This window comes from Ralstonia sp. SET104 (assembly GCF_003851545.1).
GTDB lineage: Bacteria > Pseudomonadota > Gammaproteobacteria > Burkholderiales > Burkholderiaceae > Ralstonia.
This window is the reverse complement of record NZ_BHVX01000008.1, coordinates 1-19,926: the sequence shown is the minus strand read 5'-3', so window position 1 is coordinate 19,926 and position 19,926 is coordinate 1. Positions and strand designations below refer to the sequence as shown.

General features: G+C 62.5%; 22 protein-coding genes. 18 read left to right on the top strand and 4 right to left on the bottom strand.

The window, feature by feature from the left end:
* The first annotated feature begins 11 nt into the window (after nucleotides 1-11).
* The gene (locus PSUB009319_RS12005; RefSeq protein ID WP_124382464.1) at nucleotides 12-770 is read left to right on the top strand and encodes a TSUP family transporter; all 759 of its coding nucleotides are present in this window, start codon (nucleotides 12-14) and stop codon (nucleotides 768-770) included.
* 3 nt (nucleotides 771-773) lie between these two features.
* On the opposite strand, the gene PSUB009319_RS12000 is transcribed toward PSUB009319_RS12005, so the two are convergent.
* Entirely contained in the window at nucleotides 774-1,151 is a 378-nt protein-coding gene (locus PSUB009319_RS12000) for a cupin domain-containing protein (protein WP_124382463.1), read from the bottom strand.
* Nucleotides 1,152-1,321: 170 nt separating this feature from the next.
* Between PSUB009319_RS12000 and PSUB009319_RS11995 the strand changes: the two genes are divergently transcribed.
* Nucleotides 1,322-1,873 carry a phosphonate degradation HD-domain oxygenase gene (locus tag PSUB009319_RS11995; protein WP_124382462.1) on the top strand — a complete coding sequence of 184 codons (552 nt, stop codon included), beginning with the start codon at nucleotides 1,322-1,324 and terminating at the stop codon, nucleotides 1,871-1,873.
* Here the strand turns inward: PSUB009319_RS11995 and PSUB009319_RS11990 are convergent.
* Entirely contained in the window at nucleotides 1,859-2,815 is a 957-nt protein-coding gene (locus tag PSUB009319_RS11990) for an SDR family NAD(P)-dependent oxidoreductase (RefSeq protein WP_124382461.1), read from the bottom strand. The genes PSUB009319_RS11995 and PSUB009319_RS11990 overlap by 15 nt on opposite strands.
* A gap of 105 nt (nucleotides 2,816-2,920) precedes the next feature.
* On the opposite strand from PSUB009319_RS11990, the gene PSUB009319_RS11985 reads away from it, so the two are divergent.
* On the top strand, nucleotides 2,921-3,817 hold the full coding sequence (locus PSUB009319_RS11985; protein WP_124382460.1) for a LysR family transcriptional regulator: 897 nt from the start codon (nucleotides 2,921-2,923) through the stop codon (nucleotides 3,815-3,817).
* A gap of 12 nt (nucleotides 3,818-3,829) precedes the next feature.
* Here PSUB009319_RS11985 and PSUB009319_RS11980 read toward each other — a convergent pair whose 3' ends face one another.
* Together PSUB009319_RS11980 and crgA are read right to left on the bottom strand one after the other, a co-directional pair.
* Nucleotides 3,830-4,045, bottom strand: coding sequence for a DUF3820 family protein (locus PSUB009319_RS11980; protein ID WP_124382459.1), 216 nt, complete (start codon nucleotides 4,043-4,045; stop codon nucleotides 3,830-3,832).
* Between the two features lie 5 nt (nucleotides 4,046-4,050).
* Nucleotides 4,051-4,959, bottom strand: a complete 909-nt coding sequence (crgA, locus tag PSUB009319_RS11975; protein WP_124382458.1) for a LysR family transcriptional regulator CrgA — start codon at nucleotides 4,957-4,959, stop codon at nucleotides 4,051-4,053.
* 107 nt (nucleotides 4,960-5,066) lie between these two features.
* On the opposite strand from crgA, the gene PSUB009319_RS11970 reads away from it, so the two are divergent.
* The 15 genes from PSUB009319_RS11970 to PSUB009319_RS11900 all read left to right on the top strand — a co-directional run bounded on the left by PSUB009319_RS11970 (nucleotide 5,067) and on the right by PSUB009319_RS11900 (nucleotide 19,760).
* Nucleotides 5,067-5,672: a short chain dehydrogenase gene (locus tag PSUB009319_RS11970; RefSeq protein WP_124382457.1), complete on the top strand. Its 606-nt coding sequence runs from the start codon at nucleotides 5,067-5,069 to the stop codon at nucleotides 5,670-5,672.
* A 148-nt stretch (nucleotides 5,673-5,820) separates the two neighbouring features.
* On the top strand, nucleotides 5,821-6,969 hold the full coding sequence (locus tag PSUB009319_RS11965) for an ABC transporter substrate-binding protein (RefSeq protein WP_124382456.1): 1,149 nt from the start codon (nucleotides 5,821-5,823) through the stop codon (nucleotides 6,967-6,969).
* Between the two features lie 428 nt (nucleotides 6,970-7,397).
* Nucleotides 7,398-9,347, top strand: coding sequence for a tRNA uridine-5-carboxymethylaminomethyl(34) synthesis enzyme MnmG (gene mnmG / locus PSUB009319_RS11960; protein ID WP_124382455.1), 1,950 nt, complete (start codon nucleotides 7,398-7,400; stop codon nucleotides 9,345-9,347).
* Nucleotides 9,347-10,012, top strand: a complete 666-nt coding sequence (gene rsmG, locus PSUB009319_RS11955) for a 16S rRNA (guanine(527)-N(7))-methyltransferase RsmG (protein ID WP_124382454.1) — start codon at nucleotides 9,347-9,349, stop codon at nucleotides 10,010-10,012. The genes mnmG and rsmG overlap by 1 nt, the downstream gene beginning before the upstream one ends.
* Nucleotides 10,013-10,049: 37 nt before the next feature.
* Nucleotides 10,050-10,835: a ParA family protein gene (locus PSUB009319_RS11950; RefSeq protein WP_124382453.1), complete on the top strand. Its 786-nt coding sequence runs from the start codon at nucleotides 10,050-10,052 to the stop codon at nucleotides 10,833-10,835.
* 27 nt (nucleotides 10,836-10,862) lie between these two features.
* Nucleotides 10,863-11,774, top strand: a complete 912-nt coding sequence (locus tag PSUB009319_RS11945) for a ParB/RepB/Spo0J family partition protein (RefSeq protein ID WP_124382452.1) — start codon at nucleotides 10,863-10,865, stop codon at nucleotides 11,772-11,774.
* Nucleotides 11,775-12,126: 352 nt separating this feature from the next.
* On the top strand, nucleotides 12,127-12,675 hold the full coding sequence (locus PSUB009319_RS11940; RefSeq protein ID WP_124382451.1) for an ATP synthase subunit I: 549 nt from the start codon (nucleotides 12,127-12,129) through the stop codon (nucleotides 12,673-12,675).
* A 220-nt stretch (nucleotides 12,676-12,895) separates the two neighbouring features.
* A complete protein-coding gene (gene atpB / locus PSUB009319_RS11935) occupies nucleotides 12,896-13,777 on the top strand; it encodes a F0F1 ATP synthase subunit A (protein WP_124382450.1) in 882 nt (293 codons plus the stop codon).
* An 83-nt stretch (nucleotides 13,778-13,860) separates the two neighbouring features.
* A complete protein-coding gene (gene atpE / locus PSUB009319_RS11930) occupies nucleotides 13,861-14,127 on the top strand; it encodes a F0F1 ATP synthase subunit C (protein WP_003262709.1) in 267 nt (88 codons plus the stop codon).
* 106 nt (nucleotides 14,128-14,233) lie between these two features.
* Nucleotides 14,234-14,704 (top strand): F0F1 ATP synthase subunit B, encoded by a 471-nt coding sequence (locus PSUB009319_RS11925; RefSeq protein ID WP_124382449.1) that lies wholly within the window; start codon nucleotides 14,234-14,236, stop codon nucleotides 14,702-14,704.
* A gap of 2 nt (nucleotides 14,705-14,706) precedes the next feature.
* Nucleotides 14,707-15,243 (top strand): F0F1 ATP synthase subunit delta, encoded by a 537-nt coding sequence (locus PSUB009319_RS11920; protein ID WP_009239555.1) that lies wholly within the window; start codon nucleotides 14,707-14,709, stop codon nucleotides 15,241-15,243.
* 72 nt (nucleotides 15,244-15,315) lie between these two features.
* Entirely contained in the window at nucleotides 15,316-16,857 is a 1,542-nt protein-coding gene (gene atpA / locus PSUB009319_RS11915) for a F0F1 ATP synthase subunit alpha (RefSeq protein ID WP_124382448.1), read from the top strand.
* 64 nt (nucleotides 16,858-16,921) lie between these two features.
* Nucleotides 16,922-17,797: a F0F1 ATP synthase subunit gamma gene (gene atpG / locus PSUB009319_RS11910; protein WP_124382447.1), complete on the top strand. Its 876-nt coding sequence runs from the start codon at nucleotides 16,922-16,924 to the stop codon at nucleotides 17,795-17,797.
* Between the two features lie 43 nt (nucleotides 17,798-17,840).
* Nucleotides 17,841-19,244: a F0F1 ATP synthase subunit beta gene (gene atpD, locus PSUB009319_RS11905; RefSeq protein ID WP_037012562.1), complete on the top strand. Its 1,404-nt coding sequence runs from the start codon at nucleotides 17,841-17,843 to the stop codon at nucleotides 19,242-19,244.
* A 99-nt stretch (nucleotides 19,245-19,343) separates the two neighbouring features.
* Nucleotides 19,344-19,760, top strand: a complete 417-nt coding sequence (locus PSUB009319_RS11900; RefSeq protein ID WP_124382446.1) for a F0F1 ATP synthase subunit epsilon — start codon at nucleotides 19,344-19,346, stop codon at nucleotides 19,758-19,760.
* Nucleotides 19,761-19,926: the final 166 nt, after the last annotated feature.

The window sequence follows — 19,926 nt, the reverse complement described above, 5'->3', positions numbered from 1 at the left end:
GGCTGTCTCTGATGGAATTCGCTTTGCTCGCCGTGGCCGGTTTTCTCGCTGGCCTGATCGACGCCGTGGCCGGTGGCGGCGGTCTGGTGCAGATCCCCGCGCTCTTCTCGGCGTACCCGAACATCGCGCCTGCCACGCTGATCGGCACCAACAAGGTCGCGTCGATGTCGGGCACGGCCACGGCGGCGGTGCGTTACGGCCGTACGGTGCGCATCTATTGGGGCGCAACGGCGCCCGCGGTGGTCACGGCGTTTGCATTTTCACTGCTGGGCGCGTGGGCGCTCATGCATATCCCGGCCGAGCCGCTGCGCCGCGCGCTGCCCTTTGTGCTGGCGGTGCTGCTGATCTACACCGTGGTGAAGAAGAATCTCGGTGCCGACCACGCCCCCAGTCTCAAGGGCTGGCGCGAGCGCACGGCGGCGCTGCTGGCTGGTGCTGTCATCGGCTTCTACGACGGCGTGTTCGGGCCCGGTACCGGCAGCTTTCTGATGATCGTGTTCGTGCGCGTGTTCGGGTACGACTTTCTGCACGCATCGGCGTCCACCAAGATCGTCAATCTGGCGACCAACGTGGCGGCCTTGCTGCTGCTGGCATCCAAGGGGCATGTGTGGTGGCAGCTTGGCCTGGTGATGGCAGTGGCCAACGTGGCCGGCAATCAGGTTGGCAGCCACCTTGCGCTGCGGCATGGCAGCGGCTTCGTGCGCAAGGTGTTTATCGTGGTGGTCCTGGCGTTGATCCTGAAGACGGCCTACGACGCGTTCATCCGCTGATGTTTACGCACCCAACTGCGTCTCGAGCGCTACGGTGCGCTCGGTGATGGTGTCGCCGGTGTGCTGCGTGGTGACGGTTTCAATCAGCAGGATTCCGCACTCATCATCAGCGACGGGAAAGTGGCGCACGCCGCGCGGCACCACACAGAATTCGCCTGGGCCGAGGTGCACGTCGGGGCGGTCTTCAAAAGCGATCTTCAGGCGGCCGTAGACGACGAAGAACAGCTCGTCTTCATTCGGGTGGTCGTGCCAGACGAACTCGCCCTTGAGCTTTGCGACCTTGATGTACTGGTCGTTGACCTGGCCGACGATGCGCGGCGACCAATACTCCGTCACCTGTTCCAGCGCGTGCGCGACCTGCACGGATTGACCTGCGAGCATGATGCGCTCCGATGTATCGGCAGGCCCTGAAGATAAGGCCATGTCCGGCGCATTCCCAACCAAACTTTCTAATCGTGCGGATCACGCAGGCTAATGGGCTGCCTTGCTGTCACTGCGTTGCCGCATGCGCGGATTACGCTGCGAGGTTCCGCTTTCTTTCGCGCAGCATCATGGCCCTGAGCCTCGACGATATCCGCACGCTATTTGGTCGCCACGGCGATATCGCCTACAGCGGCGAGCCCGTCACCCAGCTTGAACACGCGTTGCAGACAGCGGCGCTGGCAGAAGCGGCCGGGGCCTCGGATGCGCTTGTTACCGCGTCGTTGCTGCACGATCTGGGCCATCTGCTGAACCTGCAGGGTGACACGCCCACCGCTCACGGTATTGACGATCAGCACCAGTACTTTGTGCTGCCGTTTCTGCGTGCGACGTTTCCTGATGCGGTGCTGGAGCCTATCCGCCTGCATGTGGATGCCAAGCGCTGCCTGTGCGCGATGGACGCGCATTACTACGCGCGGCTGTCTGCGGATTCCGTGCGCAGCCTGGCGCTGCAGGGCGGCGTGTTCACGGCGGAGGAGGCCGAGGCCTTCATGCAGCACCCATACGCCGCCGATGCGCTGCAACTGCGCCGCTGGGATGACCTCGCCAAGATGGAGCGCCAGGCGACGCCCGATCTCACGCACTTCCTGACGATAGCCGCGCGCGTTTCAGTGGCAGCCTAGGCTGCGCAGCGTCGCGCCCACGGCTTCGTCCCACGGCGTGTGCGGTTCGGCGCCGAGCGTCTGCACGAGCTTCGCGTTGTCCATGCGCACCGGGTGCTGCCACAGATAACGCATCTCGCGCATCTCACGCAGCATTTCAGAGAACGGCGCCAGGGCCGGCATCAGCCACCACGGAAACGCGCGAGTCTTCACGGGATGCCCCACCGCGCGGCCGATCGATGCGGCCATCTGCGTGCCGTCGGCATCCCAGTGGCCACGCATGTGATAAACGGCGAAGTCGGGCAGGCGGTCGCCTTGATCGACCAGGCGCAACATCGTCTCGGCCACGTCCGGCAAATACGCCCATTGGTGGCCGATGCCGTGCGCACCCGGATACGTGAGCGTGCGCACCGGCTTGCCCGCCCGCACCAGCGCACCGGCAAACCAGTTGTTGCCCGTATGGGGCCCGAAGAAATCGCCCGCCCGCACGATCAGGCTGCGCACGCCGTCTGTGCTGGCGGCTTGCATGCGGCGCTCCAGCTCCGCGCGGATCTTGCCTTTGCGCGTGAGCGGCTGTTGCGCGGTGCTCTCACGCAGCACCGGAAACGTGTCCGGCGCGAAGTTGTACACCGTGCCCGGCAGCACGATGCGTGCGCCCCGAGCGCGGGCCGCGGCGATCGTGTTGTCGATCATCGGCAGCACCTGGCCAGCCCAGTTCTTGTAGCCCGGCGGGTTGACGGCGTGGATGATCAGTTCCGCGCCTTGCGCCGCGCCGACCACGTCCTCGCGCACCATCGCGTCACCGCGTATCCATTCGAACGCGGTGTTGCGGTTAGTGAGTGCATCCGGATTGCGCTGCAGCGCCCGCACATGCCAGCCGCGTGCGACCAGGCGCCGTGCCACTTCGCCGCCGATGCCGCCCGTGGCGCCCAGAACCAATGCGATGCGTTTTGCCTGTTCCATGTCCGTGCTCCTTGGAGATGTGTGAGCGTTGCGATGGAGGCATTCTGGGCGCGCGTGTGCTTCAATGGAATTGATGATGATGAACGTGCAGTTATACAAATTTGTATGAACAAATCGGAACCCGGTTGGGAGTTGTATCGGACGTTTCTGGCCGTGGTGAGAGCGGGTTCGCTGTCGGGCGCGGCGCGCGCGCTGGGGCTGACGCAGCCCACGGCAGGGCGCCATGTCGATGCGCTGGAACAGGCCCTGGGCATGTCGCTGTTCATCCGTACGCAGCAGGGGTTGAGCCCGACCGAGGCGGCCCTGTCACTGCGGCCGTTTGCCGAATCGCTCGAAGCCACCAGCGCCGCCTTGCTGCGTGCCGCTTCCAGCCAGGGCGAAGGCGTGCGCGGCACCGTGCGGATTACCGCCAGCGAAGTCGTCGCGGTGGAAGTGCTGCCGCCCATCCTCGCCGATCTGCACGCTGCGTATCCGGAACTGACGCTCGAGCTGGTGCCCTCGAACCGAATGGAAGATCTGCTACGCCGGGAGGCCGACATCGCCGTGCGCATGCTGCCGCCGAGCCAGGGCGTGCTCGTCGCACGGCACCTTGGCGGTATCGAACTGGGGCTGTTTGCGCATCGACGCTATCTGGCGCAGCGCGGTACGCCCACCACGGTAGAAGCCCTCGCTGCCCACGCGCTGATCGGCTACGACAAAGAGAACGCGTTCCTGCGCAGCATGCGAGCGCAGTTGCCGTGGATTCAGCGCAACCGCTTCGCATTGCGCACCGACAGTGATCTGGCTGCGATTGCCGCGCTGCGGGCGGGCTTTGGTGTCGGTTTCTGCCAGGTCGGCCTGGTGCGTCACAACCCGGATCTGGTTCGGCTGTTCAGCGATCAGATCTCCATCACGCTCGATACGTGGCTCGCCATGCATGAAGACCTGCGCGACAGCCCGCGTTGCCGTGTCGTGTTTGATGCGCTGGCGGCGGGGCTGCTGCGCTACATCAACGGCGATTGAATGATCGGCGTGCTATCGGCGCTGGCGCAATGGGTCGAGCAGGCCTTTCAGGCCGTTGTGATCCAGTTCCTGCATCAGCGCAAGCAAGCGGCCGATCTGCCCCGGCGGAAAGCCCTCCCGCGCGAACCAGTTGAGGTAGTGGCTCGGCAGATCGGCAATCAGGCGGCCCTTGTATTTGCCGAAGGGCATTTGCGTGGTGACGAGGCGTTGGAGGTCTTCGGGTTGCATGGGCGCTATTGTGCCGCCGATGTGGGGACGCGCGCCGTCACCTGCGCCACCAGATGCGCCACAAAACTCGTCAGCTTCGGCAACGGCCGCCGATCCTGCCGATACACGATGTGGATCGGCCGAGGCGCTGGCGCATAGGCTTGCAGCACACGCACGAGCCGGCCATTCGCCAGGTCTTCTGCAACGAGCACTTCCGGCTGCAACAGCAAGCCAGCCCCGGCCATCGCCGCCATGCGCAGGCCGTGACCGTCGTTGCAGGTGAGGGCCGGATCATCGCGCCATGGCGTGCTCGCATCCCAGCCGGTGAGCTGCCACGCATTGCGGTTGTTCCACACCATGTGCGAGAGGCAGCGATGCTGCGGCAGGTCAGCCGGTGTTTCCGGATGCCCATGCCGCGCCAAGTAATCCGGTGACGCACAGATGACCATGCGGTACACGCACAGCGGCTTGGCCACGAGATCGGCTTCTCCGAGTGGCCCGATGCGGATGGCAAGATCGAATCCTTCGTCGACGAGATCGACCCTGCTGTTGCTCAGGCTCAGGTCCACCCGCACCTGCGGGTGCGCTTGCTGGAACGTTGCCGCGAGTGGGGCGATTACGCATGCGCCGAAGGTGGTGGGCGCACTGATCTTGAGCGTGCCAGATGGCGAGGCACGCAACCGCTCGACGGATGTCTCCGCCCAGCGCACCTGTTCCAGCACGCGTTTGGCGTCTTCATAGAAGACGCGACCGGCATCGGTCAGGCTTTGGCGGCGCGTGCTGCGCTGGAGCAGGCGCGCACCGAGCTGCGTCTCCAGTGCGCTCACGTACTTGCCGACCATCACTGCCGATATCTCCAGCCGCGCCGCCGCCTCGGTGAAGTTGCCGCCCTCCACCACGGCGACGAAGGTTTCCATGCTGCGCAGCTTGTCCATATTCCGAACTATTGATTAGCAATAGGTGAAGGTATCACGGCTTTATCGCATGATGGGTTCGGTCAAGAATGAACGCCATTCCAACCGGATATGCGAAGGAGCACAGCATGAAAATCGTCGTGATTGGCGCCAGTGGCACGCTTGGCCGCGCCGTGGTGGCGGAACTGGAGCAGGGCGGGGCGCATGAAATCATCCGCGTCGGCCGTACGCAAGGCGAGCATCAGGTCGACATCACCCATGCCGACAGCGTGGCGGCGCTGTTCGACAAGCTCGGCTGCGTGGATGCGGTTGTGTCCACCACCGGCAATCTGTTCTTCGGGCCGCTGACCAGGATGACGGCGGCGGATTTCAACATCGGCCTGCAGGACAAGCTGCTCGGTCAGGTGCGGCTGGCGCTGGTCGGCCAGCATTATCTGAGCGACGGCGGTTCGATCACACTCACAACCGGCATCGTCGGCCAGGAGCCGATCGCACAGGGCGCTAACGCAACAGCGGTGAACTCCGCGATAGAAGGCTTCGTGCGTGCCGCTGCGTGCGAGCTGCCGCGCGGCATCCGCATCAACGCTATAAGCCCGACGGTGCTGACCGAATCGATGGACGCGTATGGCCCGTTCTTCCCCGGTTTTGAGCCGGTGTCGGCAGGGCGCGCGGCGCTGGCGTACCGGCGCAGCGTGGAAGGTGTGCAGAGTGGCCGGGTGTATCACGTGGGCTGAATCGGGACGGGTCGTGAACACGTTAAGGTTCGGGGTATCTCCCCCTTGCCTGCGCGGCGTGACTCCTTCTAGACTCGTTCATCCCCGACCCAGCGGTCGGCCAAATTAGGGCGGGCGCAGAACCCGCCCACACTCTTCAGGAGACGGCATGAAGGTTTCGCGCGCATCCCGCATCGCACTCGCCGCGACGGCGCTGTTGGCAGGCACGGCATTCGCCCAGGTGAAGGTTGGCATCACGGTGTCGGCCACCGGGCCGGCGGCGTCGCTGGGGATTCCCGAGAAGAATACGGTGGCGCTGCTGCCCAAGGAAATCGCGGGCAAGAGGATCGAGTACATCGTGCTCGACGATGCATCCGACACCACCACCGCCGTCAAGAACACGCGCAAGCTCATCACCGAAGACAAGGTTGACCTGGTGATCGGCTCGACCGTCACGCCCAACTCGCTGGCGATGGTGGACGTGGTGGCCGAAAGCGAAACGCCGATGATCACGCTGGCCGCATCGGCACGCATCATCGAGCCGATGGATGCCAAGCGCGCGTGGGTGTTCAAGACGCCGCAGAACGATTCCCACATGGCCACCGCCATTGCCGAACACATGGCCAACCATGGCGTGAAGACGGTCGCGCTGATCGGCTTTACCGATGCCTATGGCGAGTCGTGGGCGCAGGAGTTCGACAAGGTCGCGGCGCTGCGCAAGCTGAAGGTCGTCGCCAACGAGCGTTTTGCGCGCACCGATACATCGGTGACGGGGCAGGTGCTGAAGATCATGTCGGCCAATCCGGATGCGGTGCTGATCGCCGGTTCGGGCACGCCGGCGGCATTGCCGGAGCGGGCGCTCAAGGAGCGGGGTTACAAGGGCAAGCTGTATCAGACGCATGGAGTGGCAAATGCCGACTTCCTGCGGGTATGTGGCAAGGATTGCGAGGGCACGTTCCTGCCGGCCGGCCCGATCTTGGTGGCCGAGCAGTTGCCCGACAGCAATCCGGTGAAGAAGCCGGCACTGGCTTACAAGGCCGCGTATGAGAAGGCGTATGGCGGGCAGGTTTCCACCTTCGGCGGCCATATGTGGGATGCGGGTCTGCTGTTGGCGCATGCGATGCCCGAGGCGCTGAAGAAGGGGGCGCCAGGCACGCCCGCGTTCCGCAAGGGCCTGCGGGATGCGATGGAGACGACTTCCAATCTGGCGATCTCGCATGGGGTGATGAACATGAATCCGAAGGATCACCTGGGGCTGGATCAGCGGGCGCGTGTGATGGTAGAGATCAAGGATGGGAAGTGGAAGCTGCAGAACTGAGCTGACGCTTTCAATAACCGGTGTGTTCAAACGCCGTACCTCTTGGGGTGCGGCGTTTTGTTTTGGTTGCTTATGGTGTGCTCGCCAACGGAGCCAGGCAAAGAAAGGTTCGCCCAAGATGGCGAACACGCATTGAATTTCTGTAGCAGAGAGGGAAGGGAGGCAAACGCCCTGCACTCAGACCGGCCGCCCTTCTTTTTCCTCGCGCCAACGGAAATTCGAGGCGCCATCTAAAAGCAGTGGGTTTCACGCTCCGATGTGTTTCACGTGAAACACAAACGATTGAAGTAAGCGGTGCATGTTTCACGTGAAACACGAAAGGCGAGGGAATTTCGTCTCGATTACCGCATCGTCGAACTGCGGTGTAGCTGCCCGACTTATAATTCCGCTTCTCCAAATTTTCGATGCCTCCATGCGAGGAGGAAGCCATGCTGTATCCAATTGAATTCGATGTGATCGTGGTGGGCGGCGGACACGCCGGCACCGAGGCCGCTTTGGCGGCGGCACGCATGGGTTGTCAGACCCTGCTGCTAACGCACAACATCGAGACGCTGGGGCAGATGAGCTGCAACCCGTCCATCGGGGGCATTGGCAAGGGCCATCTGGTCAAGGAAGTCGATGCGCTGGGCGGTGCCATGGCCATCGCCACGGACGAGGGCGGGATCCAGTTTCGCATCCTCAATTCCAGCAAGGGGCCGGCCGTCCGTGCGACCCGCGCCCAGGCGGACCGCGTCCTGTACAAGGCGGCGATCCGCCATCGCCTCGAAAACCAGCCGAACCTGATGCTGTTTCAGCAGGCGGTGGAAGATCTGCTCGTTGACGGCGATCGTGTGATCGGCGCGGTCACGCAGGTTGGGGTGCAGTTCCGTGCACGTGCCGTGGTACTGACGGCGGGGACGTTCCTCGACGGCAAGATCCACGTGGGGCTGAACAACTACACCGGCGGCCGCGCGGGCGATCCGGCAGCGGTGTCATTGTCAGCGCGCCTGAAAGAATTGAAGTTGCCGCAAGGGCGCCTGAAGACCGGCACGCCGCCGCGGATTGATGGTCGCACCATTGATTTCTCGGCGCTGGAAGCGCAGCCGGGCGATCTTGATCCGGTGCCGGTGTTCTCGTTTATGGGCCGTGCGGATATGCATCCGCGCCAAGTGCCATGCTGGGTCACGCACACCAACGAGCGCACGCACGACATTATTCGCGCTGGGCTTGACCGCTCGCCGATGTATACAGGCGTGATCGAAGGGGTGGGGCCGCGCTACTGCCCGAGCATTGAAGACAAGATTCACCGTTTCGCCAGCAAGGACAGCCACCAGATTTTCCTGGAGCCAGAAGGTTTGGCGACCAACGAATTCTATCCAAACGGTGTGTCGACCAGCCTGCCGTTTGACGTACAGCTCGACCTGATCCACTCGATGCGCGGCCTGGAGAACGCGCACATCCTGCGCCCAGGTTATGCCATCGAGTACGACTACTTCGACCCGCGTGCGCTGAAGTCTTCGCTTGAATCCAAGGCGATTTCCGGGCTGTTCTTCGCAGGCCAGATCAACGGCACAACCGGTTATGAAGAAGCCGCAGCCCAAGGCTTGCTCGCCGGTATCAATGCCGGTCTGCAAGTTCAGGGCAAAGATGCGTGGACGCCGCGCCGCGACCAAGCCTACCTGGGCGTGCTTGTTGATGATCTGATCACACGGGGCGTGACCGAGCCGTACCGCATGTTCACCAGCCGCGCCGAGTTCCGCTTGAGCTTGCGGGAAGACAACGCCGACATGCGTCTGACCGAAGCCGGCCGCGCCATTGGTGTGGTCGACGATGCCCGCTGGGACGCGTTCAATCGCAAGCGCGATGCTGTTTCACGTGAAACAGAGCGGCTGAAATCGACCTGGGTGAACCCGGCGATCCTTCCGTTAGAAGACGCAGAGCCAGTGCTGGGCAAAGGCATCGAGCGCGAATATTCGCTGGCCGATCTGCTGCGCCGCCCGAACGTGACGTACGAATCCCTAATGGGCATGCAGGGTGGCAAGTACGCGCCCGAAGGCCCATTTGCAGAAGATCCGCTGCTGGCCGAACAGATCCGCGAACAGGTCGAGATCGGCATCAAATACCACGGCTACATTGCCCGCCAAGCGGATGAAGTTGAGCGCCTGGGCGCCAATGAGAACACCCGCCTGCCGGCGGACTTCGACTATTCGCAGGTGCGTGGCCTGTCGATCGAAGTGCAGCAGAAGCTGGCCAAGCACAAGCCCGAGACCATCGGCCAAGCCTCGCGTATTTCTGGCATCACGCCGGCGGCGGTGTCGCTGCTGCTGGTGCATTTGAAAAAGGGCGTGCTTCGCGGCCAAGTTGGCCCCCGTTCGAGTGCTGAAGGCGAGGCAGCTTGATGGCGAATGTGGCTGATGCTCGATTGGAACTGGAAGCCGGTGCGCGCGCGCTTGGCCTGTCGCTCGATGCCGCGCAACTGGATCGCCTGCTTGCATATCAGGGGCTGCTCGCCAAGTGGAACCGTGTCTATAACCTGACCGCCATCCGCGATGCGGGCGAGATGCTTACGCATCATCTGCTGGATTCGCTGTCGGCTGTGTCGCGCATTGCTGAGCTGGCGCGCCGTGCGCAGCCCAAAGCGCCACGCGTGCTGGATGTCGGCTCCGGCGGCGGCTTGCCCGGCATTCCCCTGGCGATCGCTTTTCCGGATGTGAGCGTCACGATGGTCGATATCGTGCAAAAGAAGACCGCCTTCCTGACACAGTGCCGCGCGGAGCTTGGCTTGGCCAACGCGCAATCGCATTGGGGCCACGTGGAAAAGCTGGCCGATGCCAACGGCTACGGCGTCATCACGTCGCGCGCATTTGCCGAACTGGTCGATTTCGTGAATCTGGCTGGCCATCTGCTGGCGCCAGGCGGCCGCATGGTCGCCATGAAGGGCGTGCGCCCCGATGCCGAAATCGAGCGCCTGCCTGCCGGCTGGACTGTTGAATCCATCGAACGCCTGACCGTGCCGGGGTTGCCGGCCGAGCGTCACCTGGTCATCCTCGCGCCGTCGGCGTGAGTGAACGTTGTAGCGAGCCATTCACCGCAGAGGAGTCATGTCGAATATTTTCGTGATCGCCAACCAGAAGGGTGGGGTCGGCAAGACCACCACCACGGTGAACCTCGCGGCGGGGCTGGCCGCACAAGGGCAGCGCGTGCTGCTGGTCGACCTCGACCCGCAAGGCAATGCCTCGATGGGCTCGGGCATCGACAAGCACACGCTCGAGTTCAGCGTCTACCAGGTGCTGGTCGGCCTGGCGACGATTGCGCAAGCGCGTCAGCACTCGGAAGCCGGGCGCTATGATGTGCTGCCCGCCAACCGCGATCTGGCCGGCGCTGAAGTCGAACTGGTCGATCTGGAGCATCGTGAAAACCGCCTCAAGCTCGCGCTGGCCGAGGTGGCCGATGCGTACGATTTTGTCCTCATCGATTGTCCGCCATCGCTGTCGCTGCTTACGCTCAACGGCCTGTGCGCCGCGCACGGCGTGGTGGTGCCAATGCAATGCGAGTACTTCGCGCTCGAAGGGCTGTCGGATCTGGTCAATACCATCAAGCAGGTGCACGCCAACCTGAACCGTGATCTCAAGGTGATCGGTCTGCTGCGCGTGATGTTTGACCCGCGCGTGACGCTGCAACAGCAGGTGTCGGCGCAACTTGAATCGCACTTCGGCGACAAGGTATTCAAGACAGTGATCCCGCGCAACGTGCGTCTGGCCGAGGCGCCGTCGTACGGTATGCCCGGCGTGGCGTTCGATGTGGCATCGAAGGGTGCCAAGGCGTACCTGGATTTTGGCGCCGAAATGATCGCGCGCGTGCGGCAGATGGCCGACATGCCAGCCTGACGCCGGCTCTGTGGCAAGAGGAACAACATGAGCACAATGAAGAAAAAGGGATTGGGACGTGGCCTCGAAGCACTGCTCGGCAGTCCCGCCGAGATTGTCGAGACCGCCAAGCAGGAGGGCGCGCCGACGGTGCTGAAGCTCGAGCAAATGCAGCCCGGCAAGTATCAGCCGCGCACGCGGATGGACGAGGGTGCATTGCAGGAACTGGCCGCGAGCATTCGCGCGCAAGGGCTGATGCAGCCGATCCTGGTGCGCAAGGTCGAGTCCGACGGCACGAAGCCAAAGTACGAAATCATCGCAGGTGAGCGTCGCTTCCGTGCCTCGCGCCTCGCTGGCCTGACCGAAGTGCCGGTGCTCGTGAAGGACGTGCCGGACGAATCCGCCGCCGCGATGGCGCTGATCGAAAACATTCAGCGCGAAGATCTCAACCCGCTGGAAGAAGCGCAGGGCATTGCGCGGTTGGTGCGTGAATTCCAGTTCACGCATGAGCAGGCAGCGGAGTCGGTCGGTCGCTCGCGCAGCGCCGTATCGAATCTGTTGCGTTTGCTGAACCTCGCGCAGCCCGTGCAGACCATGCTGATGGCCGGCGACCTCGACATGGGCCATGCCCGTGCGCTGCTGGCCGTTGATGGCGCAACCCAGATCACATTGGCTAACCAGATCGTCAACAAGCGCCTTTCGGTGCGTGAGACGGAAAAACTGGTGGCGTTGACGCTCAAGCCGTTTGAGTTGAAGTCACTCAAGCAGAAGGGCGGTCATCAGGGTGGCCGTGACGTTGCGCGCCTTGAGGAAGAACTGGCTGACCAACTCGGTTTGGGCGTGCAGATCAAATTGGCGGCCAAAGGTCGCGGTCAGTTAACCGTGCAGTTCAGCAGCCTCGATGAGTTTGACGGTTTGCTGGCGCGCCTGCGACCAGAGAACGACAAAGAGGTTGCGTGAATCCGGCGCCTGCGACAGTTTGACGCAGGCTCCATCTCGCCTACGGCTGCGCCATTTACGGGCACTTCGTGGCACAGAATTGGTGCGATTACCTCGCACGTCATCGACGCTGTGTGTCGCCAGCACCATCATGGAATCAACGGGGCGCCCGCTGCATCGGTGGATTTGGTACTCCGGCAGCAGCACGTCATTGCGCTTGCGGTATGGAACGCTGCCGTGCGGAGTGCTGCCTAAGGCGCCCGCACGAGCGTTCGCTTGCGCGTTGACGGGCGAACGCCGTGTCCCGTAAAATCGTGCGGTTTTAAATCCGCCTGACCCAAAGCGGTGCGGCATGATGAAAGCGCATTCTTCCATGCAGCCAACCGACCGGCAACGGCCCGATTCTTACGCTTCGTTCGAAGCCGCCCGACCTCAGTCGGAGCAGGATCCGAAGCGCGATCGTTGGGACGACGAGGAGAAGGCGGAGCCGCCAGTGCGTGCGCTTTCACATGACGAGGCGGTCGCTCTGTTCGGCGAGCAGGCTCTGCGGGCCTCGCGTATCACGCCCTTTTCCATCGTGCTCGGCCAGGTGGCCATCACACTCCTGTGTGCGCTCGGATGGTTTGTCGGCAGCTGGTACGCAGGCACGGGGACTGCGTCAGCGGGCCAAGCTGCGTTGTCGGCCCTGCTGGGTGGCGGTGTATGTGTGGTGCCTTCGGCATGGTTCGCGATGCGGCTGTCGGGGGCCAGGGGTTTCGAATCCATCGCCCGTCTGGTGGTGGGCGAAGCGATCAAGGTGCTCGGCACGGTCGCGCTGCTGGTGGTTGTGGTGGTGGTGTTCAAGGGCCTGCATTGGCCGCCCTTGCTGATCACCCTGATCCTGGCGCTCAAGATGTATTGGGTCGGTCTCGCGCTGCGATGATCGACTCCGGCCCACCGCGATGCGGCGGGCACCGGAAATGTTGGCACGTAGCAGGAACCGCGGTAGGAGAAGCCTCGGTTCATTGCGCTGACACTCCGCAAGAATAAGGTGGCACGCTCCAGCCGCGTGCAGTCCGCGATCTCCAGGGAAACCTGTTGAGCATCGGGCGCGAGCTGAAACGGATCACGAAGAATGTTTCGCAATATTGGACTGAATCATCATGGCAACTGAAGTCGCAGAAGCCGCTGGCCACGCCGCCGAGCACGCTCTCACGCCTTCCGCGTATATCGCGGAGCATTTGCAGAATTTCAATAGCATCGGTGGCAAGCAAGCCTCCGTCGTCGACTTCTCCGTCATCAACTGGGACACGATGTTCTGGTCCGTGTTGATGGGCGCGATCGGCATTGTCTTCCTGGGCATTGCTGCACGCCGCGTCACCGCCGGCGTTCCCGGCCGCTTCCAGGCATTCGTTGAACTCGTTGTCGAGATGGTCGATGACCAGGCAAAGGGCATCATCCACGGCGATCGCTCGTGGATCGCTCCGCTGGCGCTCATGGTCTTCGTGTGGGTCACGCTGATGAACGCGGTCGACTTGATTCCGGTGGATTGGGTCACGGGCGTCAACCATCTTCTGAGCACCTTCGGCGTGCACGTGCCGCACCACCGCGCGGTGGCCACGGCCGATCTGAACGGCACCTTCGGTATGTCGTTCGCTGTGTTGATCCTGATGATCTACTACAGCTTCAAGATCAAGGGTGCGGGCGGCTTCGCGCACGAGTTGCTCTCCGCTCCGTTCGGCGCCAAGTGGTATCTCGCGCCATTCAACCTGATCCTCAACATCATTGAATTCCTCGCCAAGGCTGTGTCGCTGGGCATGCGGTTGTTCGGCAACATGTACGCAGGCGAACTGGTGTTCCTGCTGATCGCGCTGCTTGGCTCGATCTGGACGTTCGGTGCTGACACGTCGGCGCTGGGTTTCGTGGGTCACGTGGTGGCCGGCGCAGTGTGGGCGATCTTCCACATCCTGATCGTGCTGCTGCAAGCCTTCATCTTCATGATGCTGACGCTGGTGTACATCGGCCAGGCACATGAACACCACTAAGTAGTTGCGGTTCAGGTTCTCCGGTTCCGTTTGATTTTTCCAAGTTCTCAAGTTCTTAGTCTTTCACGTAAAAGGGAGTCATCATGCAAGCATTTCTCGCCAACATCCAAGGTCTGACCGCCATCGGTATCGGCATCATCATCGGCCTGGGTGCCATCGGCGCCTGCCTCGGCATCGCACTGATGGGCGGCAAGTACATCGAAGCCTGCGCACGTCAGCCTGAACTGATGAACCCGCTGCAAACCAAGATGTTCCTGCTGGCTGGCCTGATCGACGCGGCATTCCTGATCGGCGTTGGCGTGGCCATGCTGTTCGCGTTCGCCAACCCGCTGCTGTCGGTCATCAAGTAATTCTTTTCGGTCTGCATGATGCCGGAGGCGGCCAGGGCACTCGCAACGCGTGACCCTCGCCGCTTCGTGCATTGATCCGTAGTCTCAATACCGAAAGGAACACACCATGAACCTGAACGCCACACTCGTCGCGCAGATGGTCGTGTTCTTCATCCTGTGGTGGGTTGTCGCCAAATTCATTTGGCCGCCCCTGGTGAAGGCGCTCGACGAACGCGCGAAGAAAATTGCCGATGGCCTGGCCGCAGCCGATAAGGGCAAGGCTGAGCTGGAGCTGGCCAACAAGCGGGTCGACCAGGCACTGACCGAAGCGCGCAATGAAGGCGCGCAGCGCATCGCGGACGCTGAGAAGCGTGCCCAGATGAGCGCCGACGAGATCAAGCAAAACGCCCAAGCTGAAGCCGCGCGCATCATCGCGCAAGCCAAGGCCGAAGCCGAGCAGCAAACCGTGCGCGCGCGTGAATCGCTGCGCGACCAGGTTGCCACGCTGGCCGTCAAGGGTGCCGAGCAGATCCTCAAGCGTGAAGTCAATGCGCAGGTCCACTCTGATCTGCTCAATCAACTCAAGGCTGAGCTGTAATCATGGCAGAACTCGCAACCGTTGCCCGTCCGTACGCAGAGGCGCTGTTTCGCGTAGCGAAGGCCGGCAATCTGGGTGCATGGTCTGAGCTCGTGTCGGAAATGGGGCAAATTGCCGCTGTGCCCGACATGAAGGCAGTCGCCGATGATCCGAAGCTCTCCAAAGCCGATGTGGCGGGGATCTTCCTGTCGGCGCTGAAATCTCCGGTTTCGCATGAGGCGAAGGAACTGGTTGGCCTGCTGGTGGCCAACAAGCGCCTGTCGCTGCTGCCGGAAATTGCCGCGCAATTCCATGTGCTGCGGAATGCCAGCGAAGGCGCCGCCGACGTCGAGATCACCAGTGCGTTCCCGCTTGAGGGCGCGCCCCTGACCGAACTGGTCGCCACGCTCGAACGCAAGTTCGGCAAAAAGCTGCAGGCGCATGTGAGCGTCGATCCCTCGTTGATCGGCGGCGTGCGTGTGCAGATTGGCGACGAAGTGCTCGACACCTCGGTGCGCGCGCGCCTGACGCAGATGCAGTCTGCGCTGACCGCCGCGTAATGCTGATTCGCGTGACTGGCTAAATCGACGAGACGCCGCCCGCGAACCAGATTGAAGAATTAGGAGCATTCGATGCAACTGAACCCCTCCGAGATCAGCGACCTGATCAAGACCCGTATCGAGGGCTTGAAGGCTGGCGCTGACGCAAAGAACACCGGCACGGTCATCTCCGTGACGGACGGTATCTGCCGCATTCATGGCCTGTCGGGCGTGATGCAAGGCGAAATGCTGGAATTCCCGGGCAACACGTTCGGCCTCGCGCTGAACCTTGAGCGCGACTCCGTCGGCGCTGTGGTGCTGGGCGAGTACGAGCACATTTCCGAAGGCCAGGAAGTCAAGTGCACGGGCCGCATTCTGGAAGTGCCGGTCGGCCCGGAACTGCTGGGCCGCGTGGTCAACGCACTGGGCCAGCCGATCGACGGCAAGGGCCCGATCAACGCCAAGAAGACGGACGTGATCGAGAAGGTCGCTCCGGGCGTGATCGCACGTCAGTCGGTGAGCCAGCCGGTGCAGACCGGCCTGAAGTCGATCGACGCAATGGTGCCCATCGGCCGTGGCCAGCGTGAGCTGATCATTGGCGACCGCCAGACCGGCAAGACCGCCGTGGCAGTCGACGCCATCATCAACCAGAAGGGCAAGGGCATCTTCTGTGTGTACGTGGCAATCGGCCAGAAGGCTTCGACGATCGCCAACGTGGTGCGCAAGCTCGAAGAGCACGGCGCGCTGGAATACACGATCGTGGTGGCTGCTGCTGCGTCCGACTCGGCCGCCATGCAGTACCTGTCGGCTTATGCCGGCTGCACGATGGGCGAATACTTCCGCGACCGCGGTGAAGACGCACTGATCGTGTATGACGATCTGACCAAGCAAGCCTGGGCTTACCGTCAGGTTTCGCTGCTGCTGCGCCGTCCGCCTGGCCGTGAAGCCTACCCGGGCGACGTGTTCTACCTGCACTCGCGCCTGCTGGAGCGTGCTGCTCGTGTGAACGCTGACCACATTGAAAAGATCACCAACGGTGAAGTCAAGGGCAAGACCGGTTCGCTGACCGCACTGCCCGTGATCGAAACGCAGGCCGGCGACGTGTCCGCGTTCGTGCCGACCAACGTGATCTCGATTACCGACGGCCAGATCTTCCTGGAAACCGATCTGTTCAACGCTGGTGTTCGCCCCGCTATCAACGCCGGTATTTCGGTGTCGCGTGTGGGTGGTGCTGCGCAGACCAAGGTCATCAAGAAGCTGTCCGGCGGTATCCGTACCGACTTGGCCCAGTACCGTGAACTGGCTGCGTTCGCGCAGTTCGCTTCCGACCTGGACGAAGCGACCCGCAAGCAGCTCGAGCGCGGCCGCCGCGTGACCGAACTGCTCAAGCAGCCGCAATACCAGCCGCTGCAAGTGTGGCAGCTGGCCGCGTCGCTGTACGCAGCCAACAACGGCTTCCTCGACAACGTGGACGTGAAGGACATCCTGGCTTTCGAAAAGGGCCTGCACGACACGCTGAAGACGAAGTACGCCGATCTCATCAACCGCATCGAAGATACGAAAGATCTGTCGAAGGACGATGAGGCCGCTCTGCGTGCCGCGATCGAGGATTTCAAGAAGTCCGCCGCGTTCTAACCGCGTCATTCCTGGAGTTGGCCACGCTTAGCCTGCGTGGCCAGGTCTGAACGGAGAGAGTGAAATGGCCGGAACAAAAGAAATCCGCACCAAGATCAAGAGCGTGCAAAACACGCGCAAGATCACCAAGGCGATGGAAATGGTCGCCGCATCCAAGATGCGCCGCGCGCAGGAACGGATGCGTGCTGCCCGCCCGTACGCTGAGAAGATCCGCAACGTGGCTGCGCACATGGCGCTGGCCAATCCGGAGTACAAGCACCCGTTCATGGTTGCGCGCGACATCAAGCGCGCCGGCCTGATCGTGGTGACGACGGATAAGGGCCTGTGCGGTGGCTTGAACACCAACGTGCTGCGTGCCGTCACCAACCAGTTGCGCGACCTGCAGAACAAGGGTGTCGAGACGCAAACCACCGCCATCGGTACCAAGGGCATGCAGTTCCTGGGCCGCGTCGGTGCGAAGGTGGTCTCGAATGTCGTGCATCTGGGCGACACGCCGCACCTGGAAAAGCTGATCGGCGCGATCAAGGTGCAACTGGACGCGTTCAACGCTGGCCAGATCGACGCGGTGTATCTCGCGTACACCCGCTTCATCAACACGATGAAGCAGGAGCCGGTGGTCGAGCAGCTACTGCCGCTGACCGCCGACAAGCTGACGCAGAGCGACGCCGAGAAGCAGGCCTACTCGTGGGATTACATCTACGAGCCGGACGCGCAGACGGTGGTTGATGAGCTGCTGATCCGCTACGTCGAGGCGCTGGTGTACCAGGCGGTGGCTGAGAACATGGCCTCCGAGCAATCGGCCCGGATGGTTGCGATGAAAGCCGCTTCGGACAATGCGAAGAACGTGATCGGCGAACTGCAACTGGTCTACAACAAGACCCGTCAGGCAGCGATCACGAAGGAACTGTCCGAGATCGTCAGCGGCGCAGCGGCAGTCTGATAGCCACGGCAAAGAATCAAGTTATTTGGAGATACAAATGAGTATCGCAAACGGAAATATCGTGCAGTGCATCGGCGCCGTGGTGGACATTCAGTTCCCGCGCGACGCGATGCCGAAGGTTTACGACGCGCTGGTGCTGGATGACAGCAACGAAGCGTCGTTCGCCGAGAAGGGTCTGACCTTCGAAGTGCAACAACAGCTGGGCGACGGCGTGGTGCGTACCATTGCGCTGGGTTCGTCCGACGGTCTGCGCCGCGGCATGCGCGTGGCGACGACCGGTGCGCCGATCTCGGTGCCGGTGGGTCACGGTACGCTGGGCCGCATCATGGACGTGCTGGGTCGTCCGATTGACGAAGCCGGCCCGATCGCTTGCGACGAAAAGCGCGCGATTCACCAGAAGGCCCCGAAGTTCGACGAGCTGTCGCCGTCGGTGGATCTGCTGGAAACCGGCATCAAGGTGATCGACCTGGTCTGCCCGTTCGCCAAGGGCGGTAAGGTGGGTCTGTTCGGTGGCGCCGGCGTCGGCAAGACCGTGAACATGATGGAGTTGATCAACAACATCGCCAAGCAGCACTCGGGCTTGTCGGTGTTTGCTGGCGTGGGCGAGCGTACCCGTGAGGGCAACGACTTCTACCACGAAATGAAGGACTCCAACGTGCTCGACAAGGTGGCCATGGTGTTCGGCCAGATGAACGAGCCGCCGGGCAACCGTCTGCGCGTGGCGCTGACCGGCCTGACGATGGCCGAGCGCTTCCGCGACGAAGGCCGCGACATCCTGTTCTTCGTCGACAACATCTACCGCTACACGCTGGCCGGTACGGAAGTGTCGGCACTGCTGGGCCGTATGCCTTCGGCCGTGGGCTATCAGCCGACGCTGGCTGAAGAAATGGGCAAGCTGCAGGAACGTATTACGTCGACCAAGACTGGCTCGATCACGTCGATCCAGGCTGTGTACGTGCCTGCCGATGACTTGACCGACCCGTCGCCGGCCACGACCTTCCTGCACCTGGACTCCACCGTCGTGCTGTCGCGTGACATCGCTGCACTGGGTATCTACCCCGCAGTGGATCCGCTCGATTCGACCTCGCGTCAGCTCGACCCGCAAGTCGTGGGCCAGGAGCACTACGAAGTCGCCGACCGCGTGAAGAAGACGCTGCAGCGCTACAAGGAACTGCGCGACATCATCGCGATTCTGGGCATGGATGAGCTGTCGCCGGAAGACAAGCTGGCTGTGGGCCGCGCCCGTAAGATCCAGCGTTTCCTGTCGCAGCCGTTCCACGTTGCAGAAGTGTTCACGGGTTCGCCGGGCAAGTACGTGCCGCTGAAGGAAACCATCCGCGGCTTCAAGATGCTGGTGGACGGCGAGTGCGATCACCTGCCGGAACAGGCGTTCTACATGGTCGGCTCGATCGACGAAGCCTTCGAAAAGGCCAAGAAGCTCCAGTAAGCGCGACGTCTGGCCCCGTGCGCGACTGTGGCGCGGGGGGCCAGTACTGGCTTCCTGAAGTCCATTCAGGAAGCGGCTTTTCTGAGCAAAGGAATCGAGATGGCAACCATTCATGTAGACGTCGTCAGCGCTGAGCACGAGATCTTCTCCGGCAATGCCAAGTTTGTGGCGCTGCCCGGTGAAGCCGGCGAGCTGGGCATTCTGCCCGGCCACACGCCGCTGATCACGCGCATCAAGCCGGGCGCCGTGCGCATCGAGAAGGAAGACGGCGGCGAAGAGTTCGTGTTCGTTGCCGGTGGCATTCTCGAAGTGCAGCCGAAGAGGGTGACTGTGCTGGCCGATACCGCAATTCGCGGTCACGACCTGGACGAAGCCAAGGCAACGGAAGCCAAGCGTGCGGCCGAAGAGGCGTTGCAGAACCAGAGCAGCGACCTGGATCTGGCCCGTGCGCAAGGTGAACTGGCCGTGGCTGCTGCGCAGTTGGCAGCGATCGCGCGGCTGCGCCGCAAGCGCTAAGGCAGTATGCGCCGGCTGGTGTGATCAGCTGGCTCAGATGAAAAAGCAGCCCCGAAGGGCTAATGCCGTTCAGTTAAGACCTGAACGGCATTTTTGTTTTTAGGGGTTGGAGTTGTAAACAGAGCGGCAGGCTGTTAACTTTGGTCGCGATGCTGAGCGACCACCT

Bases quoted from the DNA above. Each gene is read 5' to 3' on its own strand.
- PSUB009319_RS12005 (WP_124382464.1), top strand. From the start codon at position 12: ATGGAATTCGCTTTGCTCGCCGTGGCCGGTTTTCTCGCTGGCCTGATC.
- PSUB009319_RS12000 (WP_124382463.1), bottom strand. From the start codon at position 1,151: ATGCTCGCAGGTCAATCCGTGCAGGTCGCGCACGCGCTGGAACAGGTG.
- PSUB009319_RS11995 (WP_124382462.1), top strand. From the start codon at position 1,322: ATGGCCCTGAGCCTCGACGATATCCGCACGCTATTTGGTCGCCACGGC.
- PSUB009319_RS11990 (WP_124382461.1), bottom strand. From the start codon at position 2,815: ATGGAACAGGCAAAACGCATCGCATTGGTTCTGGGCGCCACGGGCGGC.
- PSUB009319_RS11985 (WP_124382460.1), top strand. From the start codon at position 2,921: ATGAACAAATCGGAACCCGGTTGGGAGTTGTATCGGACGTTTCTGGCC.
- PSUB009319_RS11980 (WP_124382459.1), bottom strand. From the start codon at position 4,045: ATGCAACCCGAAGACCTCCAACGCCTCGTCACCACGCAAATGCCCTTC.
- crgA (WP_124382458.1), bottom strand. From the start codon at position 4,959: ATGGACAAGCTGCGCAGCATGGAAACCTTCGTCGCCGTGGTGGAGGGC.
- PSUB009319_RS11970 (WP_124382457.1), top strand. From the start codon at position 5,067: ATGAAAATCGTCGTGATTGGCGCCAGTGGCACGCTTGGCCGCGCCGTG.
- PSUB009319_RS11965 (WP_124382456.1), top strand. From the start codon at position 5,821: ATGAAGGTTTCGCGCGCATCCCGCATCGCACTCGCCGCGACGGCGCTG.
- mnmG (WP_124382455.1), top strand. From the start codon at position 7,398: ATGCTGTATCCAATTGAATTCGATGTGATCGTGGTGGGCGGCGGACAC.
- rsmG (WP_124382454.1), top strand. From the start codon at position 9,347: ATGGCGAATGTGGCTGATGCTCGATTGGAACTGGAAGCCGGTGCGCGC.
- PSUB009319_RS11950 (WP_124382453.1), top strand. From the start codon at position 10,050: ATGTCGAATATTTTCGTGATCGCCAACCAGAAGGGTGGGGTCGGCAAG.
- PSUB009319_RS11945 (WP_124382452.1), top strand. From the start codon at position 10,863: ATGAGCACAATGAAGAAAAAGGGATTGGGACGTGGCCTCGAAGCACTG.
- PSUB009319_RS11940 (WP_124382451.1), top strand. From the start codon at position 12,127: ATGCAGCCAACCGACCGGCAACGGCCCGATTCTTACGCTTCGTTCGAA.
- atpB (WP_124382450.1), top strand. From the start codon at position 12,896: ATGGCAACTGAAGTCGCAGAAGCCGCTGGCCACGCCGCCGAGCACGCT.
- atpE (WP_003262709.1), top strand. From the start codon at position 13,861: ATGCAAGCATTTCTCGCCAACATCCAAGGTCTGACCGCCATCGGTATC.
- PSUB009319_RS11925 (WP_124382449.1), top strand. From the start codon at position 14,234: ATGAACCTGAACGCCACACTCGTCGCGCAGATGGTCGTGTTCTTCATC.
- PSUB009319_RS11920 (WP_009239555.1), top strand. From the start codon at position 14,707: ATGGCAGAACTCGCAACCGTTGCCCGTCCGTACGCAGAGGCGCTGTTT.
- atpA (WP_124382448.1), top strand. From the start codon at position 15,316: ATGCAACTGAACCCCTCCGAGATCAGCGACCTGATCAAGACCCGTATC.
- atpG (WP_124382447.1), top strand. From the start codon at position 16,922: ATGGCCGGAACAAAAGAAATCCGCACCAAGATCAAGAGCGTGCAAAAC.
- PSUB009319_RS11900 (WP_124382446.1), top strand. From the start codon at position 19,344: ATGGCAACCATTCATGTAGACGTCGTCAGCGCTGAGCACGAGATCTTC.